We start from the raw sequence: 17563 nt of genomic DNA, 5'->3' as shown, positions 1-17563 counted from the left end.
CGAATGTCTGCCCGCTTGTTGCCAAGGGCACTGACAGCCCTGCTTCTGCTCATGAGCACCCTGCTCGTCCCGTCCACCGCCCAGGCGGCCGACACGTGCGCGCTCAAGCCCCGCCCGGCAGGCAAGGTCCTGCACGGGTACTGGGAGAACTGGGACGGCGCGTCCAACGGGGTGCACCCGCCGTTCGGCTGGACCCCGATCACCGACAGCCGCATCAAGCAGCACGGTTACAACGTGATCAACGCGGCGTTCCCCGTGATCCGCTCCGACGGCACCGTGCTGTGGGAGGACGGCATGGACGCCGGGGTGAAGGTCGCCAAGCCCGCCGAGATGTGTGCGGCGAAGGCGGACGGGGCCACCATCCTGCTGTCGATCGGTGGTGCGACGGCGGGCATCGACCTGAGTTCGGCCGCTGTGGCCAACCGGTTCGTCGCGACCGTCGTACCGATCCTGAAGAAGTACAACTTCGACGGGATCGACATCGACATCGAGACAGGCCTGGTCGGCAGCGGCAACATCAACCAGCTGTCGGCGTCGCAGGCGAACCTCGTCCGCATCATCGACGGCGTGCTGGCGGCCATGCCGGCCGGGTTCGGGCTCACCATGGCGCCGGAGACCGCGTACGTGACGGGCGGCAGCGTCGCCTACGGCTCGATCTGGGGTGCCTATCTGCCGATCATCAAGAAGTACGCGGACAACGGTCGTCTGTGGTGGCTGAACATGCAGTACTACAACGGTTCCATGTACGGCTGCTCCGGCGACAGCTACTCGGCCGGCACCGTGCAGGGGTTCGTGGCGCAGACGCAGTGCCTGAACAAGGGGCTGGTCGTGCAGGGCACCACGATCAAGGTGCCCTACGACAAGCAGGTTCCCGGGCTGCCCGCGCAGCCCGGCGCCGGTGGCGGCTACATGAGCCCCACACTGGTCGGGCAGGCGTGGAACAGCTTCGGTGGCCAGCTCAAGGGACTCATGACCTGGTCCATCAACTGGGACGGCTCGAAGAACTGGACCTTCGGCGACAAGGTGAAGTCGTTGCAGGGCCGTTAGAGCACGATGGTGTTCTGCCCGGCGGCGATCCGCCAGGCGCCGTCCTCTTTGGACAGGACGTAGAGCGGTGAGCCCTCGTTCTGGTCGAGGATCGGAGTGCCGTCGGGCCGGACGGGGCGTTGGCGGATCTTGACGGCCGCCACGTCGGGCCGGATGAACAGCACGTGGGCCACCTCGTACGTGGCGGTCGCCTCCTTCGCCGCGCCGGGCAGGACCTGGCGGGTGAAGGAGGCGATCTCGTCACGGCCGGTGAGCCGCTTGCCGTGCGCGGTCGTCCAGATCGCGTCGGAGCGGAAGAGGCCGATGAACTCCTCGGGAAGCTCGTTCTGCTGCGAGTGCTGGACGGTGGCGACGAGCTTCTCGATCTCTGCGATGTCGTTCATGGCCAAGATCGTCGTACCTCGACCATGCTGGAGGTCAAGCCCGTCGGGTCATTCGCGAGGCGCGACCCGCGACTCGTAGGACTTCGGCTGGTACCAAGGGTTGTAGAAGCAGCCCGTGCCGTACTTCTGGTCGTGGCCGGGGCAGGCGTACGAGATCAGGAACGGGTTGGAACGCACGCCGAACTTCTCCCAGGTCGCCAGGGACTGCATGGCCGCGGCGTACTCGGAGTCGCTGAACGCGCTGTGCGTCGCCTCGGTCGTGAAGGTCTGCACGAGGTTGTACCAGCGGCCGGCCTTCTTCACGACGTCGCGGTAAGCCGACTCGTGCTCGACGAACGCGGTGGGATCGCCGATCGCGTGCACCGTCAGGACCGGAATGTCGATCTTGCCGGTGAGGTCGCTGTCGTAGGCCAGTTCGGCGCGGGCCGCCGGGTCGGCGGCGAAGCGTTCGACGCCCGCGTTCAGCGCCGCGTCGTCGTGCGAACCCTTGTACACCACACCCGTGTTGCTCCAGGGGTTCCGGTCGCCCAGGCGGTTGTGCACGATGTCGCGGAACGTGAACGTCGCGAAGTTCAGGTGCGAGTTCAGCGTCTCCTCGGGGATCTTCGTGACCGTGAGGATGTCCGTCAGCTTCTGCTGCTGCTCGGGCGTGCGACTTCCTGCCACGCCGAGGCATTCCTCGATCCTGCTGCGCAGGCCGGCGGTCGTCATCGTCGAACCGGGGCGCAGGCCCTGCCACAGCGGGTACTGCACCTCGGACGGCCGCGGGTGGTTGCCGCAGTAGTACTGGTAGACCACGCGCAGGTCGACGCGGTAGTCGTACCCGCGCGAACCGCCGGCGAGTACGCCGCTCGTGAGCAGCGCCGCGTCATAACCCTTGTACAGCTCGATGGTCTTCGCCGCGACGTTGCCGCCCCACGACTGCCCGTGGAGGTACACCTTGTGCGGCTTGAGCATCCCGACGACCATCCTGCGCAGGTTGTCGGTGTCCTCGGCGGCCATCCGCGTGCCGTAACCACCCCGCCGGTACGAGGTGCCGGCCCACGCGTAGCCCTCCTTGACCATGACCGACCAGCGGTTCAGGTCGTCGCGCGTGCGCTCCGGCGTGGGATCGCCCAGATCGGGGCCGCCGTGCGAGTGCACGACGAGCGTCTTGTTCCACTTCTTCGGCACGGCGATCGTGTAGTACGCGCCGTTCGGATCCCGGCCTTCGTAACAGGTGGTGCCGGCGGGGACGTTCTCCGGGCACGGTGCGGTCGGAGGCAGGTGCACCGGCGACGTGAGACTCGCGGTGAGTGCGAATGCCAGCAGGACGTTCATGGCGGGAATCGTGAGTCGAGCTCGACAAGTGGTCCAGCTCACTCACGCAAACTTGGGATTTACCTGACGTTACGATCGCGGTCCGCTGCGGAAGCGAACGCTGTTCAGCACGTGGCGTGCCCACACGTGGTCGGCCGGGTCGTCGTGCACGCAGGTCACCACGACCATCTCGCCGAACCGCGCGACGTGGCCGTGGAACTCGTGCTGGCCCGAGGCGGACGTGAGCCACAGGGCGTGCCGCAACTCGACGCCGTGGCGTTCCTGGAACCGCTGCTCCTCCGGCACGTCCGGGGCGCCCTCCAGCGCCAGCTCCAGGAACCGGTCGGCCGACGTGCCCTGGGCCCGGCGGACGTCGACGAACACCGCGCGGCCGGGCCCGGCGAACCGCAGGCCCTCCTCCAGCACGTGCGGGGTGAGGCCCGCGGTGCGCTCGATGCTCCACCTGCCGGGCAGCTTCTGCTGGATCGAGACCGGCAGCTCGACCAGGTACCCGCTGAGCACCTCGTCGCGGTCCCAGACCTTCCCGAGCAACGGGTGCCGCACGTACTCGGGCAGGTCTTCGGGCTCGCGGACCTCGGCGGCGACCTCCGCGCCGCGCAGGCCGTCCCACGGCTTGACGTCGTGCGCGAACGTGCCGGTGAACTTCAGCGAGGCGTAACCGGGGCCGTCCCACGAGTCGGCCGCGTACCGGGCGTCCTGCGGATCGACCCGCATCCAGGCGCCGAACCACAGCTCCAGGTCACCGGTCATCTCTACGAGCAGCACGCACCGGACGTACGCGGCGTCGTCGGTCAGGAGCACGTTGCCGTTGGCCAGGAGCGAGGGGGCGCGCACGCCGGGCGGCAGACCCAGGTCCAGGTCGATGGCGCCCGAATCGTCGATCTCGGTGCCGCAGCAGTCGCAGGCCGTCACCCGATGTACCGGACGCTGTTGAGCACGTGCTGCGCCCACGCCCTGTCCACCGGATAGCGGTGCACGCAGCGCACGGAGATCATCGTGCCAGGACGGACGACGTGCCCGTGGAACACCTGTTCCTCATGGCCGTCGATCACCTCGCTCAGCCAGAACGCGTGACGCAACTCAGGGCCGTTGTGCTCCACGGAGTGCTCGGCGCTCGCGGGGTAGCCGTCGAGGACCGCGCCGAGGAAGTCGCTCACGCTGCCGCCGGTGAGGTCGGCGTAGACGTCGAGCGCCACCCGGCGGTCCGGGCTCGTGAACCTGACCGTGCGGCCGTCGACGACGCAGCGCATGCCCTCGGTCCGTTCGATGGTCCAGACCTCGCCGAGCGTCTCGCGGACCGGCACGGGCAGCGGGTGCCGGATGCGGCACAGCACCTCGTCGCGGTCCCATTCGCGCTCCAGCAACGGGTGCGCGGTGAAGTACGGCAGCTCGTCGGTGTTGAGCACCGCGGCCTCGACAGGCACCCCGAGCACGTCCCAGGGCTTGATGACGTTCGCGAACGTGCCGGTGACACGCAGGTTCGCGTACTGCTCGTCGTTGTCCCACACGGCGTGGGCGTACATCGCGTCGACCTTGCTGATCTGCGTCCACGCGCCGAACACGATCTCGGTTCCGCCGGTCAGCCGAACCGGGAGCAGGCAACGGATGTAGGAGTCGCCGTCCGGTCCGACGAGCAGGCCGCCGGTGGGCGCGCCGAGTCGCTCACCGGGCACCCCGAGCAGTTGCTCCGGACGGTTCAACCTGTAGTCGATGCGGTCCGTAGAGGTGATCTCGGCTCCGCAGCATCCGCATTGGACGGTCATGCGCGCATGGTAGTGGGATGACCGCGGTCGTCACCGGTCAGCGGTCTCCGCGTTGCAGCTCGTCGTCCGTCAGCAGCCGGGAGCGCACCAGAAAACGCACTCCCAGCGGTGCCTCCAGCGAGAAACCGCTCCCACGGCCGGGCACCACGTCGATCGTCAGGTGCGTGTGGCTCCAGTACTCGAACTGCGCCGCGGACATCCACACAGGAATGACGAACTCGTCCACCGCGAGGTCCCCGAGGTGGACGTCGGACGATCCGGTGCGGAACTCCCCGAGGGGGTAGCACATCGGGGCCGAGCCGTCGCAGCAGCCGCCGGACTGGTGGAACATCAGGTCGCCGTGGTCGGCCCTGAGGCCGCGGAGGACGTCCGCGGCCTCAGGGGTCAGTGCGACGCGGGGCATCAGAAGAAGCCCAGGGCGTTCGGTGAGTAGCTGACGAGCAGGTTCTTGGTCTGCTGGTAGTGGTCGAGCATCATGCGGTGGTTCTCGCGGCCGATGCCGGACTGCTTGTAGCCGCCGAACGCCGCGTGCGCCGGGTAGGCGTGGTAGTTGTTCACCCACACGCGGCCCGCCTGGATGTCGCGGCCGGCGCGGTAGGCGACGGACCCGTCGCGCGACCACACGCCGGCGCCCAGGCCGTACAGGGTGTCGTTGGCGGTCTTCATGGCGTCGTCGTAGTCGGCGAACCGGGTGACCGAGACGACCGGGCCGAAGATCTCCTCCTGGAAGATCCGCATCTTGTTGTCGCCCTCGAAGATCGTCGGCGTCACGTAGTAGCCGCCGGACAGTTCGCCACCGAGGTCGGCGCGCTCGCCGCCGGTCAGCACGCGGGCGCCTTCCTGCTTGCCGATGTCGATGTAGGACAGGATCTTCTCGAGCTGGTCGTTGGACGCCTGCGCGCCCATCATCGTCTCGGTGTCGAGCGGGTGGCCCTGCTTGATGGCCTTGGTGCGCTCGACGGCGTCGCCCATGAAGCTGTCGTAGATGTCGCTCTGGATCAGCGCCCGCGACGGGCACGTGCAGACCTCGCCCTGGTTCAGGGCGAACATCGTGAAACCTTCGAGTGCCTTGTCGTAGAAGGCATCCCGCTGCGCGGCCACGTCGGAGAAGAACACGTTCGGCGACTTGCCGCCGAGCTCGAGCGTGACGGGGATGATGTTCTCGCTGGCGTACTGCATGATCAACCGGCCGGTGGTCGTCTCGCCGGTGAACGCCACCTTCGCGACGCGTCGCGAGGACGCGAGCGGCTTGCCCGCCTCGACGCCGAAACCGTTGACGACGTTCAGCACGCCCGGCGGGATGAGGTCGGCGATCAGTTCCATCAGGACGTGGATCGACGCCGGAGTCTGCTCGGCGGGCTTGAGCACGACCGCGTTGCCCGCGGCCAGGGCGGGCGCGAGCTTCCAGACCGCCATCAGGATCGGGAAGTTCCACGGGATGATCTGCGCGACGACGCCGAGCGGTTCGTGCAGGTGGTAGGCGACCAGGTCCTCGTCGATCTGCGAGATGCCGCCCTCCTGGGCGCGCAGCGCGCCCGCGAAGTAGCGGAAGTGGTCGACGGCGAGCGGCAGGTCGGCGGCCAGCGTCTCGCGGACGGCCTTGCCGTTGTCCCAGGTCTCCGCGACCGCGAGCATCTCCAGGTTGGCCTCGATGCGGTCGGCGATCTTGTTGAGCACGTTGGCGCGGTCCGCGACGGACGTCCTGCCCCACGCGCGGGCGGCGCCGTGGGCCGCGTCCAGCGCGTGCTCGACGTCCTCGGCGGTGCCCCGCGCGATCTCGGTGAAGTCCTCACCGGTGACCGGTGTGGGGTTGGCGAAGTACTGGCCCTTGGCGGGCGGCACGTACTCGCCTCCGATGAAGTGGTCGTACCGGTCGCGATACGTGACCACGCTGTCCGGTTGTCCTGGAGCCGCGTACTTCGCCATGGGGTCTGCCTCCCGCGTCGTTGCGAACAGGCGGCGAACGTAGAACCGGCAACGTTTCACCCACGTTGCATCCGATCGGAGCAACGACGGGCTTGCCGGTGTGGTGCGCGGACTGCATCCTGGACCGATGGACCCAGTCGAGCTGGGTGCCGCGCGTCCGGTGATCTTCGAGTCGTGGCGGCGCTCCCTTGCCGCGCGCGTGGACCCGGACAGGCACGAGGCGCCGGTCGTCTACGAGCTCGACGAGGTCGCGGACCTGAGGGGCGCGCACCCGCTGGCCGCGACCGTCCCGCTGCTCACGCACACGCTGTCGATGGACGACACGATCATGATCGTCACCGACACCCGCGGCCACGTCCTGTGGTGCGAGGGCGACAACCAGGTCCGGCACAAGGCCGAACGCGTCCACCTCACCGAGGGGTCGCGGTGGAGCGAGGACGTCATCGGCACGAACGCGATGGGCACCGCGCTGGTGACCGGGAAATCCGTCACCGTCCACTCCCGCGAACACCTCGTGCGCACCTACCACGGCTGGACGTGCGCGGCGAGCCCGATCCACGACCCCCACACCGGGTTGCTGCTGGGGGTCGTCGACGTCAGCGGGCCGTTGAAGACGATGCACCCGGCCGTCGCGCAGCTCGTGTCCGCGGCCGCCCGGCTGGCCGAGCACCACCTGCAGCGGTTCGCGCCGCGGCAGCACGTGCTGACGCTGAGCTTCCTCGGCGGGCTGCGCGCCGACCTCGACGGACGGCCGCTGGCGCTGACGTTGCGCAACGCGGAGGTCCTGACGGCGCTCGCGCTGCACCCCAAGGGCTTGACGGCGGAACAACTCGCGTTGTTGCTCTATGGTGAACGTGGGAACCCGACCACGGTCCGCGCGGAGCTGCACAGGCTGCGTGCGCAGCTCGGTGGTGTCCTGCTGACGAGGCCGTACCGGCTGGATGCCGTGGTGCGCGGTGATTTCCTGGACGTGCGGACCGCACTCAGGTCCGGTGACGCGGGCAGGGCGACCCGGCACTACGGCGGTGATCTGCTACCCCGTTCGGACGCGCCGGCGATTCGCGAGGAGCGGGCCGACCTCGCCGCCGCGGTGCGCAAGGGCGTGCTGGAGCGGGGAGATCTCGACGCGCTGCTGTCGTTCGCGGACAACGGTGAGGACGCCGAGGTGCTCGAACGGCTGCACTCGCTGCTCCCGGTCACGGATCCTCGTCACGCTCTCGTCTCCTCGCGCCTGCGAAGGGCGCTGGAATAGGCTTTCCCGCCAGGGGAGGGCAAAGTGAAGCAGTGCATCAACTGCATGACCCGGTTGCCGCGCAAGGAGGTCACCGAGGTCGCGTGGTGTGCTTTGTGCGCGCCGTGTCTGCAGGTCGTGTCCGACCAGATGAAGGTGCTGCACGACAGGCCCGGTGGCGCGCCCGTGCAGATCCAGCAGTGCGGCTGGTGCGGTGTCGCGCGCTCGTGCGGCGTCGGCTGGCGCACGAGGTGCCTGGTGTGCCTGGACGACAGGTCCGTGCCGGACCCGGCGGTGCAGAAGATCGCGCACCGGCTGGAGCTCGACGGCACCTGGCGGGAGAACTCGGAGTTCATCGCCGCGACGACCGTGAAGGTCCGCCTCGCCAAGTACTTCCGGCCCGGCTGGACCGTGCTCGCGACGGACGTGCACGGGCTGCCGTGGACCGGGTACCGGTGGCTGACCAAGTCGCACGGCACGTGGGGCCGCGACGACGAGACCGGCGAAGTGCGGCAGCTCAAGCGCGTGCGCGGCGAGGAGAACCTGCTCTACCTCGTGCGGTACGGGACGGTGCTCAAGTTCGGGCGCGGGACCGCGGACCGGGTGAGCGCGCACGTCGCCCAGGGCGCGGTGCCGGTCATCGTGCTCTCCGCCCCGAGCCAGCAGGTCGTCGTGGCCAGGGACCGGCTCAAGCGGCTGCACCGCGGCGAGATGGTGTCGCAGCGGACGCCGGTCGACCTGTTCGCGGTGCTGCCGGACGGGCTCGACGTCACCGACCGGTTCCCGCGGAGTTGATCCTGGGTAGTCCTCCACCATGGACGACGTCGTCGTGGTCGGGCAGGTGGGACGGGACCTGGTCCTCGTCGTGGACGAGGTGCCGGACGCCGGAGGCACGACGCCCGTGCGGGAACGCCGGGAGATGCTGGGCGGCAAGGGCGCGAACATCGCGGTCGGGCTCGCGCAGCTGGGTGCGCCGGTCGCGCTCGTCGGTGTGGTCGGCGACGACGACGTGGGCGCCCGGCTGATCGCGCGGGCCGGGGCGGACGGGATCGCCACCGAGGGCGTGGTGCGGCGGCCCGAGTGCGACACCGCGCTGTTCGTGGACGTGGTCGCCGACGGGTGGCGGTACCTGGAGGACGTTCCGGACGGCGTGCTGCTGCGCGAGGAGGATCTGCCGATCGACACCATCGCGGGTGCGGCCACCGTGGTCGTGCAGCTGCAGCAACCGCCGGAGGTGGCTCTCAAGGCGGCACGGGCGGCAACCGGGCGGGTGGTGCTCGACGGCGCACCCGAACGGCTGCGAGACGAACTGCTGGCGTGCGCCGATGTGGTGCGCGCGGACCACCGCGAGGCCGAGCAGCTGACCGGCCGGAAGTTCGCGAGCGCGGAGGACGCGCTGGGCGCGGCCCGCGAGCTGATGCCGAAGGAGCTCGTGGCGTTCGCCGTGGACGGTGTGGGCAACGTGTTCGCGTGGGACGGGGGAGAACTGGTCGTGCCGCTCGGGGACGTGGAGGTGGTGGACACGACCGGGGGCGGGGACGCGTTCGTGGCGGCGCTGGCGTTCGCCCTCACGCGTGGAGACGGCCCCGAGGAGGCGGCGAGGCTCGCCGTCGAGGCCTCGGGGGCCACTGTGACCCATCCCGGGGGACGGCCGAGCCTCACTGCAAGCTGATCAGGCGCGTTATCGTTGAGTCGTCAACCGAGGGGAGGGGTCCGCGTGCGAGTACTCGCCGTAGTGCTGTTGCTGCTGCTCTCCGCCACGCCCGCACACGCCGCGACAGGTACGTACGTGCGCCTCGGGCACTTCTCGATGGACCAGGCGCGCGTCGACGGCACGCTCGACGGGGTCAAGCTCGGCACCCTCGACTACGCCCAGCTCTACGACTACCGCCGCATCGAGCCCGGTGAGCACGTCGTCGAGTTCCGCATGGCCGAGCCGGGCAGCCCGTTGCTGCGGTCGGTGACGATGCGGGCCGAGAGCGGGAAGACCTACACGGTCATCGACATCGCCTCCTCGATGAAGGTGCTGGAGGACGACATCAGCCTGCCTCCGGACGGGCAGGCGCGGCTGCGGGTGATCAACGCCGGTGACGCCGCCATGGACCTGGTGCGCGGCGGCGCGCCCGTGCATCGCGGCGTGCAGGCGAACTCCACGACCGGCTACGTCCTGCTGGCCCCCGGCTCGGACGGGCTGCAGGTGGTGCCGCGCGGCAAGGACTCCACGACGCTGGAGGCCACGATCGAACCCGGCGGCGTCTACACGTTGCTGGTCAACGCACGGCGCATCGAGCTGCGGACCGACGCCAAGGGCGCCGAGGTCGTGCCCGGCGGCGGGCAGGAGACCGGGTTCGGCGGCATGGCGGGCGGCTGGGACTGGCTCACCGCCCTGGTGATCACGCTCATCGTGGGCGTGGCGATGTACTCGGTGCGCGGCCGGCTGTTCCGGTTCGGCTGATGGCCAGGGGCAAGCTCCTGATGGGTGCGGCGGTCCTGGTCACGCTCATCTACGTCGTCAAAGGGCCCGGGTCGGACGAGGTGCCGGAGCCGGTGACGGTGCTGATCCCGTCGATCGGCGTCGAGACCACGCTCGAAGCGCTGGCGGTCGACTCCTCCGGGGTGCTGGAGCCGCCGACGCGCTCGGACAAGGCCGGGTGGTACGCCAAGGGCATCGCGCCGGGCGACGCCGGCCCGGCCGTGATCGCCGGGCACGTCGACTCGAAGACCGGGCCCGGCGTGTTCTACCGGCTGCCCGAGCTGCAGCCCGGTGCCGAGGTGCTGGTGGAGCGCGAGGACGGCAGCAAGCTGACGTTCGTCGTGAACAGCACCCGGACGATGGAGAAGTCCGCGTTCCCGACCGCCCTGGTGTACGGGCCGACGCCGTTGTCCGAGCTGCGGCTCGTGACGTGCGGGGGCGACTTCGACCGGGTCGCGGGCAGCTACCGGAACAACGTCATCGTGGAAGCGGTGCTGAAAGTCTGACGGTCTCGTCCGCCCACCTCGTGAGCAGCGTGGTGTCGTGCGAGATCGCGAGCACGCCCGCGCCGGACTCGCGCTGGTACGCCCGGATCACGCCGACCAGTGCCGCCGTCGTGGAGGCGTCCAGCATCGTCGTCATCTCGTCGCAGATCAGGTACCGCGGGTTCAACGCGAGTGCACGGGCCAGGCAGGCGCGTTGCAACTGGCCGTCGCTGACCTCGTGCGGACGGCGGCCCAGCAGGTCGTCGGTGAGCATCACCAGGTCGGCCAGTTCGCCGACGCGGTCCCCACCGGGTTCCGCGATCGCCTGGCGGAGGGTGAACCGCGGGTCGACGGACATCCTCGGCTGCTGGAACAGCACGCCGATCTTCGTGCGTTGCCGCGCTTTGAACCGGAACCCGGTGACGGTCTCGCCGTCGATCTCCACCGTGCCGGCGAACGGCTTGTGCAGCAACGCGAGCACCCGCGCCACAGTGGACTTGCCCGATCCGCTCGGCCCGGAGAGACCCACGGTCTGTCCTGGCCGGACGGTCAGGCTGACGTCGTTGATCACCGGGGCGTCGTAGCCCGCGGTGATGCCCAGCCCGGTCAGCACGGGCGGTGGCACGCGACGGCGTGCGGGTCGTCGGTGAGCACGGGGCGGTCCTCGCAGATCGCGGTGGCCTGGTCGCAGCGCGGGGCGAACGCACACCCCGCCGGCAGGTCGGTGAGCAGGGGAGGCTGGCCGGGGACCGGGAGGAAGTCCCGCTCCGGCAGGGCGTTCGCGAGCCCCCGGCTGTACGGGTGCTTCGAGCGGTCGAGCACCTGGTGCGCGGGGCCGACCTCGACGATCCGGCCCGCGTACATCACCGCGATCCGGTCGGCCACCCTGTGCGCCGCCGCGAGGTCGTGGGTGATCAGCAGGACGGCGTGGCCGTCGTCGACCAGCCTGCGGAACTCGTCGAGCAGCCCGTCCACGAGGTCGCGGTCGAGGCCGGTGGTGGGTTCGTCGGCGATGAGCAGCGGCGGGTTGCCCACGAGCGCCAGCGCGTTCGCGACGCGCTGCGCCATGCCACCGGACAGCTCGTGCGGGTAGCGGTCGAGGTGTTCGGGCAGCAGACCGGCTCGCTCGGCGGCCTGCCGGGCGTCGCCGCCGAGGACGTGCGCGGCCTCCTCGAGCTGGGACCGCGCGGTGCGGACCGGCGTCAGGTGGCTCGCGGGACTCTGCGGGATGAGACCGATGCGGCGTCCGCGCACCGTGGTCGCGAGCTCGTGGTCGGTCGCCGCGAGCAGGTCGACGTCACCGAGCCGCGCGCTCCCCGAGGTCTCCGCGTTGCCCGGGAGGAACCCGAGCAGCGCCGAGGCCAGCACCGTCTTGCCGCAGCCGCTCTCGCCGACCAGCGCCACGCACTCACCGGGCCTGATCAGCAACGACACGTCGTTCACGGCCTCGACGACCGCGCCCTTGAGCGCGAACCGCACCGACACCCGGTCGATCTCCAGGTTCACCACGTCAACTCCGTGCGCCTCTTGGGGTTCAGCCGGTCCCGCCACACGCCGCTCAGCCCGGAGACCGCCAGCGACGTGATGATCAGCAGCAGTCCGGGTGCCAGCGACATCCACCAGCCGCCGACCAGCAACGAGCGCTGGGCGTCGTTGATCATGTTGCCGACGCTGGCCGCGTGCGGCGGCAGACCGAGGCCCAGGAACGACAACGCCGTCTCGTGCCACACCGCGTGCGGCACCATCAGCGTGGTCGCGAGCAGGACCTGCGGGGCGACGTTCGGCAGCAGGTGCCTGGTGAGCACCTGCGTCCGGCTCGCGCCGCCGGCGATCGCCGCGTCGATGAACGGCCTCGTGCGCAGCGACAACACCTCCGACCGCACGATCCGGGCGGACGTGAGCCAGTGCGTGAGGGCGATCGAGATGATCACGGCGGAGAGGCTGGGCCGCAGGACCGCCACGATCACGATGCCCAGCAACAGATGCGGCACCGAGGCGATCGCGTCGACCACGCGCATCAGGATCCGGTCGAACCAGCCGCCGATCGACCCCGCGAGCGCACCGACCGCCGTGCCGGCGACCGCGGAGATCACGGCCGCGACCACGCCGACCGTGAGGGACACGCGCAGGGCGTAGACGCAGCGCAGCAACACGTCGCGGCCCAGTTCGTCGGTGCCGAACAGGTGCGCGGCGGACGGCGGCTGGTTGGCGATCGCGAGGTCGACGTACTGCTCGTTGAGCTCCACGAACAGTGGCACGACCAGCACCACCAGCGCGACGACGCCCAGGACGACCGCGGACGGCAGGAGCCGCCACTTCGGCGATCGCGGCGGGCTCGCGGCGGTGAGGCGGCTGCGCGGGGCGGGGCGCCAGGTCAGGTCAGCCATCGAGCGCCACCCTCGGGTCGGCCAGCGCGTACAGGACGTCGGCCAGCAGGTTGCCCACCAGCACCACGCCCGTCGCCATCACGGTCAGCGCGCCCAGCAGGGCGAAGTCGACGTTCAGCGCCGCCTCCACCGTCGCCCGCGCGATGCCCGGCCACGAGAAGACCGTCTCCACCAGCAACGCCCCGGTGATCAGCTCGGGCAGTCGCGCGCCGAGGAGGGTCAGGAACGGCAGCAGCGAGGTGCGCAGCGCATGCCCCGACACCACCAGGTGGTCCGGTAGTCCGCGGGCCCGAGCGCCGATCACGTGGTCCTGAGTGAACGATTCGAGGAGGTTCTGCCGCACGAACAGCACGAACCACGGCGCCTGCGAGATCGCCAGCACGGCCACCGGCAGCACCATGTGGACCGCGACGCCGCCGGCGGACACCGGTTCGGACCCGGTCGTCACGCCGCCACCGGGAAGCCATCGCAGCTGCAGCGCGAACACGTACAGCACCGCGAGCCCCACCCAGAAGACCGGCGCGGCCTCCAGCGCGTAACAGCTGCCCGTGATCGACCGGTCGAGCCACGAGCCCTGCCGCCACGCGGCGAGCGTGCCCAGCAGCAGTCCGAGCACCAGCGCCAGGGTGAAGCCGACGGACACCAGCAGCACCGTCCATCCGAGACGGTCGCCGATCACGGCCGACACGGGTTGCTGCAACGACAACGAGTCGCCGAGGTCGCCGGTGACCGCGTGCCGCAGCCAGGCCCAGTACTGGGACACGACGGGTTCGTCGACTCCCCAGTTCGCGCGCAGCTGGGCCACGCGTTCCGGTGAGGCGCCGATGATCCGGACGCCGAAGTAGCGCTCGATCGGGTCGAACGGTGAGGCCTTGGCCAGCACGAACAACGCGAAGCTGACCACGAGCAGCACCGGGACCGCGAACGCGAGCCGGCGCAGCGCCAGCGTGCCGATCGCCTTCCGCCGCGTCACGGCTTCGGGGTCCAGCGCTCGAGGTTCCACCACACCGCGTGCACGAGGCCGTGGTCGTGCGGCTCGACCTGGGTCTCCTGGCCGTTCCACCTGTCCCGCAGGACGTAGGTGTGGTCGAGGAACACCAGGAACGCCCAGCCGGGATCGGCGGCGTAGGCCTCCTGGAAGTCCTGGTAGGCACCCTTGCGCGCGGCCGGGTCGAGGCTGCGGCGGGCGGTGTCGAGCGCGCTGTCCACAGTGGAGTTCCTGTACAGCGTCATGTTCACGTAGCCGTCCTGACCCGCGTACTTGCTGTGCAGCAACGTGTACGCGGCCGTGTCCGGGTCGTACGGGTCGCCGCCGCCCCAGACCGACGCCGCTTCCTTGCGCCGCTGCAGCATGACGTCGAACGTGGTCGCCTCGACCGGGGCGTCGATGCCGAGCTTCGCGATGTCCGAGGCCGTGGCGAGCGCGAGTTCCTTGCGCAGCACGTCGGGAGCGGGGTAGAGCACCGGCAGCTTCGCGGCCTGGCCGTCCTTGGCGCGCTTGCCGTCCGCGCCCTTGCGCCAGCCCGCCTCGTCGAGCAGCTTCTCCGCTTCGGCGACGTCGTACGCGAACGCGGAGCTCTCGTCGTACCAGTCCTTGAGGTACGGCGAGATGGGCGTGGACGCGGGTTTGCCGGAGCCGGCCAGCACGGCGTCGATCATGGCCTGGCGGTTGATGCCGAGGTTGATCGCGCGCCGGACCTGCGGGGACGAGGTGAACGGCAGTTCGGAGGGGATGCCGAGACCGCGGTAGTCGGCCGACGGGTTCTGCACGATCCTGTACCCGGACCTGTCGCGGTAGGTCCTGGCGAGCTTGGGCGGCAGCACCGTGCCGTCGAACTCACCGGCGGCCATGCGGGTCGCGCGGGCGTTGTCGTCCGGCACGAAGACCACGGTCACGGACTTGATCGCGGGCGCGCCGCCCCAGTACTTCTCGTTGGCCTTCAAGATGAGCCGGTCGCCCTTGCGCCACTCGGCGACCGTGTACGGGCCGGTGCCGACCGGGGCGGTGTTGAACAGAGCGCTGTTGATGTCGACGCCGGTGAGCTTCGCCGCGGGCACGATGCCGAGCGCGAGTTGCTGTGCGAACGGTGCGTAGGCGTAGGAGAGCGTGAACTCGACGGTGGCCGGATCCTTCGCCACGACGCCGGCCAGCGGGTCGAACCGGGAGGCGATCGTGGAGTTCACCTTCTTGTCCACCACGGATTTGTAGGTGAACACGACGTCGTCCGCGGTCAGCGGGGTGCCGTCGGAGAACGTGACGTCCTTGCGCAGCCTGACCGTCCACGTCAGACCGTCCGCCGACGCCGTCGGCAGTTCCGCGGCCAGAGCCGGTTTCAGCGCCAGCGAGGCGTCGCGCGAGACGAGTCCGTCGAAGATCTTCGCGGCGCCGTCCGGTGCGTAGCCGAGCACGGGGTTGAGGTTCTCCGGCTCACTGCCTGCGCCGATCACGATGGACGTCGCCGATCCGGTCGTCGAGCCGTCGGGTGACGAGCACCCCGCCAGCAGGACGACGGCCAGCAGAAGCGCGCGCCGCATCCAGTTCCTCCCCAGTATCCGTGTTGCCAGAGGCAGCTAACAGCAAGCAAGTTGCAATAAGCAAGACCTTGCAGGTGCGCGCTTGAGGAGGAGTCGTGCCAGCATCGAGTTATGACCAACGGAGTGCACACTCACGAGCACAGCCACGGAGATACGACTCACACGCATCCCCATGGGGAGCATGCGCACGATCACGTTGAACACGAGCACACTCACGCGCACGGCGGCGAGACGCACTCACACACGCATGTGCACGACGCGGGTCACGTCGAGGAGCACGGGCACTCGCACTAGTGCGATTCGCGGGCGACTTCGCTGCCGCTGGAGCCGATGAGGAAGTCGAGGTCGGCTCCGGTGTCGGCGCCCAGGACGTGGTCGACGTAGAGCCGTTCCCAGCCGCGCTTCGGTGAGGCGAACGCCGACGTCATCGCCGCGTTCGGCGTGCGGGACAGGAAGTCCGGCGCCTCGACCTCGATGCGGCGGTTCTCCACGTCCAGCACGATGACGTCACCGGTGCGCACCAGGCCGAGCGGCCCGCCCGCGGCCGCCTCCGGTGCCACGTGCAGGACGACCGTGCCGTAGGCCGTGCCGCTCATGCGCCCGTCGCAGATCCGGACCATGTCGCGCACGCCCTGTTCCAGCAGCTTCTTCGGCAACGGCATGTTCGACACCTCGGGCATGCCGGGATAGCCGCGCGGGCCGCAGCCCCGCAGCACCAGCACGGAGTCCGCGTCCACGTCGAGATCGGGGTCGTCGACGCGGGCGTGGAAGTCCTCGATGCTGTCGAACACCACGGCCTTCCCGCGGTGCCGCAACAGGTGCGCGGACGCGGCCGCCGGTTTGATCAACGCTCCTGACGGCGCCAGGTTGCCGCGCAGCACCGCGATGCCGCCCTCGGCGATGATCGGTTCGGACCTGCTCCTGATCACTTCGGGATCCCAGATCGGCGCGTCACCCAGGTGGTCGACGAGCGGCCGTCCGGTGACCGTGAGCCCGGCGGGGTCGAGCAGGTCGCGCACTTCCCGCAGCACGGCCAGAAGCCCGCCCGCGCGGTGGAAGTCCTCCATCAGGAACCGGCCGGCCGGCTGCAGGTCCACCAGCAACGGCACGCCCGAGCCGACGCGGTCGAAGTCGTCCAGCGTCAGGTCGACGCCGAGCCGGCCCGCGATCGCGAGCAGGTGCACGACGGCGTTGGTCGAGCCGCCGATCGCCGCCAGCGCCACGATCGCGTTGTGGAAGGACGCCTTGGTCAGGAACGTGCTCGGCCGCCGGTCCTGCTCGATCAGCTCCACGACCAGCCTGCCGGTGCCGTGCGAGGCCTCCAGCAGCCTGCTGTCCGGTGCCGGGGTGCCCGCCACGCCGGGGACGACCGTGCCGAGCGCCTCGGCGACCAGTGCCATCGTCGACGCGGTGCCCATGGTGTTGCAGTGGCCGCGGCTGCGGATCATCGCCGACTCGGAGCGGGCGAACGCCTCCTGCGACAACGTGCCCGCGCGGACCTCCTCGGACAGCCGCCAGACGTCCGTGCCGCAGCCCAGGGGAGTGCCGCGGAACGTGCCGGTCAGCATCGGCCCGCCCGGCAGCACGACCGCCGGGATGTCGACGGACGCGGCCGCCATCAGCAGTGCCGGAATCGTCTTGTCGCACCCGCCGAGCAGGACCACGCCGTCGACGGGGTTCGCGCGCAGCATCTCCTCGGCCGCCATCGCGGCCATGTTGCGCCACAGCATCGCGGTGGGGCGGACGTTGGTCTCGCCCAGCGACACCACGGGCAGGTTGAGCGGGATGCCGCCCGCCTCGTACACGCCGTTCGAGACGGACTTCGCGACCTCGTCCAGGTGCGCGTTGCACGGGGTGAGGTCGGAGGCGGTGTTGGCGATGGCTATCTGCGGGCGGGAGAAGGCGTCGTCCGGAACGCCGCGGCGCATCCAGGCTCGGTGGATGTAGGCGTTGCGGTCCTGACCTGCGTACCAGTGCTCGCTGCGTAGCCCCACTGCGCGCCTCCCAAGGCCG

General features: G+C 70.0%; 18 protein-coding genes. 6 read left to right on the top strand and 12 right to left on the bottom strand.

Annotated features, from left to right (window positions below; genetic code table 11):
• Positions 1-51: 51 nt before the first annotated feature.
• Positions 52-1047 carry a chitinase gene (locus SK571_RS33345; RefSeq protein ID WP_319988081.1) on the top strand — a complete coding sequence of 332 codons (996 nt, stop codon included), beginning with the start codon at positions 52-54 and terminating at the stop codon, positions 1045-1047.
• On the opposite strand, the gene SK571_RS33340 is transcribed toward SK571_RS33345, so the two are convergent.
• The 6 genes from SK571_RS33340 to adh all read right to left on the bottom strand — a co-directional run bounded on the left by SK571_RS33340 (position 1044) and on the right by adh (position 6439).
• Complete coding sequence (locus tag SK571_RS33340) at positions 1044-1430, bottom strand: SgcJ/EcaC family oxidoreductase (protein WP_319988080.1); 387 nt, start codon at positions 1428-1430, stop codon at positions 1044-1046. The genes SK571_RS33345 and SK571_RS33340 overlap by 4 nt on opposite strands.
• Before the next feature lie 48 nt (positions 1431-1478).
• On the bottom strand, positions 1479-2750 hold the full coding sequence (locus SK571_RS33335; protein ID WP_319988079.1) for an alpha/beta hydrolase: 1272 nt from the start codon (positions 2748-2750) through the stop codon (positions 1479-1481).
• A 69-nt stretch (positions 2751-2819) separates the two neighbouring features.
• Positions 2820-3662, bottom strand: a complete 843-nt coding sequence (locus SK571_RS33330; RefSeq protein ID WP_319988078.1) for a hypothetical protein — start codon at positions 3660-3662, stop codon at positions 2820-2822.
• Positions 3659-4513, bottom strand: a complete 855-nt coding sequence (locus SK571_RS33325; protein WP_319988077.1) for a hypothetical protein — start codon at positions 4511-4513, stop codon at positions 3659-3661. The genes SK571_RS33330 and SK571_RS33325 overlap by 4 nt, the downstream gene beginning before the upstream one ends.
• A 37-nt stretch (positions 4514-4550) precedes the next feature.
• A complete protein-coding gene (locus tag SK571_RS33320) occupies positions 4551-4916 on the bottom strand; it encodes a DUF779 domain-containing protein (protein WP_319988076.1) in 366 nt (121 codons plus the stop codon).
• Complete coding sequence (adh, locus tag SK571_RS33315; protein ID WP_319988075.1) at positions 4916-6439, bottom strand: aldehyde dehydrogenase; 1524 nt, start codon at positions 6437-6439, stop codon at positions 4916-4918. The genes SK571_RS33320 and adh overlap by 1 nt, the downstream gene beginning before the upstream one ends.
• A 127-nt stretch (positions 6440-6566) precedes the next feature.
• Here adh and SK571_RS33310 point away from each other — a divergent pair, with 127 nt between their 5' ends.
• Genes SK571_RS33310 through SK571_RS33290 form a run of 5 tightly spaced genes read left to right on the top strand, consistent with a single transcriptional unit; the run spans position 6567 to position 10649 of the window.
• The gene (locus tag SK571_RS33310; RefSeq protein WP_319988074.1) at positions 6567-7691 is read left to right on the top strand and encodes a GAF domain-containing protein; all 1125 of its coding nucleotides are present in this window, start codon (positions 6567-6569) and stop codon (positions 7689-7691) included.
• 24 nt (positions 7692-7715) lie between these two features.
• Positions 7716-8465, top strand: coding sequence for a hypothetical protein (locus SK571_RS33305; RefSeq protein ID WP_319988073.1), 750 nt, complete (start codon positions 7716-7718; stop codon positions 8463-8465).
• A gap of 19 nt (positions 8466-8484) precedes the next feature.
• Positions 8485-9342: a PfkB family carbohydrate kinase gene (locus SK571_RS33300; protein WP_319988072.1), complete on the top strand. Its 858-nt coding sequence runs from the start codon at positions 8485-8487 to the stop codon at positions 9340-9342.
• Between the two features lie 45 nt (positions 9343-9387).
• The gene (locus SK571_RS33295; RefSeq protein ID WP_319988071.1) at positions 9388-10125 is read left to right on the top strand and encodes a DUF4397 domain-containing protein; all 738 of its coding nucleotides are present in this window, start codon (positions 9388-9390) and stop codon (positions 10123-10125) included.
• Complete coding sequence (locus SK571_RS33290; protein ID WP_319988070.1) at positions 10125-10649, top strand: class F sortase; 525 nt, start codon at positions 10125-10127, stop codon at positions 10647-10649. The genes SK571_RS33295 and SK571_RS33290 overlap by 1 nt, the downstream gene beginning before the upstream one ends.
• Here SK571_RS33290 and SK571_RS33285 read toward each other — a convergent pair.
• The 6 genes from SK571_RS33285 to SK571_RS33260 all read right to left on the bottom strand — a co-directional run bounded on the left by SK571_RS33285 (position 10621) and on the right by SK571_RS33260 (position 17544).
• A complete protein-coding gene (locus tag SK571_RS33285) occupies positions 10621-11253 on the bottom strand; it encodes an ABC transporter ATP-binding protein (protein WP_319988069.1) in 633 nt (210 codons plus the stop codon). The genes SK571_RS33290 and SK571_RS33285 overlap by 29 nt on opposite strands.
• A complete protein-coding gene (locus tag SK571_RS33280; protein ID WP_319988068.1) occupies positions 11235-12137 on the bottom strand; it encodes an ABC transporter ATP-binding protein in 903 nt (300 codons plus the stop codon). The genes SK571_RS33285 and SK571_RS33280 overlap by 19 nt, the downstream gene beginning before the upstream one ends.
• On the bottom strand, positions 12131-13015 hold the full coding sequence (locus SK571_RS33275; RefSeq protein ID WP_319988067.1) for an ABC transporter permease: 885 nt from the start codon (positions 13013-13015) through the stop codon (positions 12131-12133). Before SK571_RS33275 ends, SK571_RS33280 begins: the two co-directional genes overlap by 7 nt.
• Positions 13008-13988 carry an ABC transporter permease gene (locus tag SK571_RS33270; protein ID WP_319988066.1) on the bottom strand — a complete coding sequence of 327 codons (981 nt, stop codon included), beginning with the start codon at positions 13986-13988 and terminating at the stop codon, positions 13008-13010. Before SK571_RS33270 ends, SK571_RS33275 begins: the two co-directional genes overlap by 8 nt.
• Positions 13985-15550 (bottom strand): ABC transporter substrate-binding protein, encoded by a 1566-nt coding sequence (locus SK571_RS33265; RefSeq protein ID WP_319988065.1) that lies wholly within the window; start codon positions 15548-15550, stop codon positions 13985-13987. Before SK571_RS33265 ends, SK571_RS33270 begins: the two co-directional genes overlap by 4 nt.
• A gap of 290 nt (positions 15551-15840) precedes the next feature.
• Positions 15841-17544 carry a dihydroxy-acid dehydratase gene (locus SK571_RS33260; RefSeq protein WP_319988064.1) on the bottom strand — a complete coding sequence of 568 codons (1704 nt, stop codon included), beginning with the start codon at positions 17542-17544 and terminating at the stop codon, positions 15841-15843.
• Positions 17545-17563 lie beyond the last annotated feature (19 nt).

This window comes from Lentzea kristufekii, assembly GCF_033949925.1.
Classification (GTDB): Bacteria; Actinomycetota; Actinomycetes; order Mycobacteriales; family Pseudonocardiaceae; genus Lentzea; species Lentzea kristufekii.
Note: the sequence above shows the minus strand (reverse complement) of the source record. Positions and strands in the feature narration are given on the sequence as shown.

What these genes read in the sequence shown, in the direction of transcription:
- adh (WP_319988075.1), bottom strand. Translation starts at nt 6,439, where the DNA reads ATGGCGAAGTACGCGGCTCCAGGACAACCGGACAGCGTGGTCACGTAT.
- SK571_RS33275 (WP_319988067.1), bottom strand. Translation starts at nt 13,015, where the DNA reads ATGGCTGACCTGACCTGGCGCCCCGCCCCGCGCAGCCGCCTCACCGCC.
- SK571_RS33325 (WP_319988077.1), bottom strand. Translation starts at nt 4,513, where the DNA reads ATGACCGTCCAATGCGGATGCTGCGGAGCCGAGATCACCTCTACGGAC.
- SK571_RS33320 (WP_319988076.1), bottom strand. Translation starts at nt 4,916, where the DNA reads ATGCCCCGCGTCGCACTGACCCCTGAGGCCGCGGACGTCCTCCGCGGC.
- SK571_RS33290 (WP_319988070.1), top strand. Translation starts at nt 10,125, where the DNA reads ATGGCCAGGGGCAAGCTCCTGATGGGTGCGGCGGTCCTGGTCACGCTC.
- SK571_RS33340 (WP_319988080.1), bottom strand. Translation starts at nt 1,430, where the DNA reads ATGAACGACATCGCAGAGATCGAGAAGCTCGTCGCCACCGTCCAGCAC.
- SK571_RS33335 (WP_319988079.1), bottom strand. Translation starts at nt 2,750, where the DNA reads ATGAACGTCCTGCTGGCATTCGCACTCACCGCGAGTCTCACGTCGCCG.
- SK571_RS33265 (WP_319988065.1), bottom strand. Translation starts at nt 15,550, where the DNA reads ATGCGGCGCGCGCTTCTGCTGGCCGTCGTCCTGCTGGCGGGGTGCTCG.
- SK571_RS33300 (WP_319988072.1), top strand. Translation starts at nt 8,485, where the DNA reads ATGGACGACGTCGTCGTGGTCGGGCAGGTGGGACGGGACCTGGTCCTC.
- SK571_RS33345 (WP_319988081.1), top strand. Translation starts at nt 52, where the DNA reads ATGAGCACCCTGCTCGTCCCGTCCACCGCCCAGGCGGCCGACACGTGC.
- SK571_RS33310 (WP_319988074.1), top strand. Translation starts at nt 6,567, where the DNA reads ATGGACCCAGTCGAGCTGGGTGCCGCGCGTCCGGTGATCTTCGAGTCG.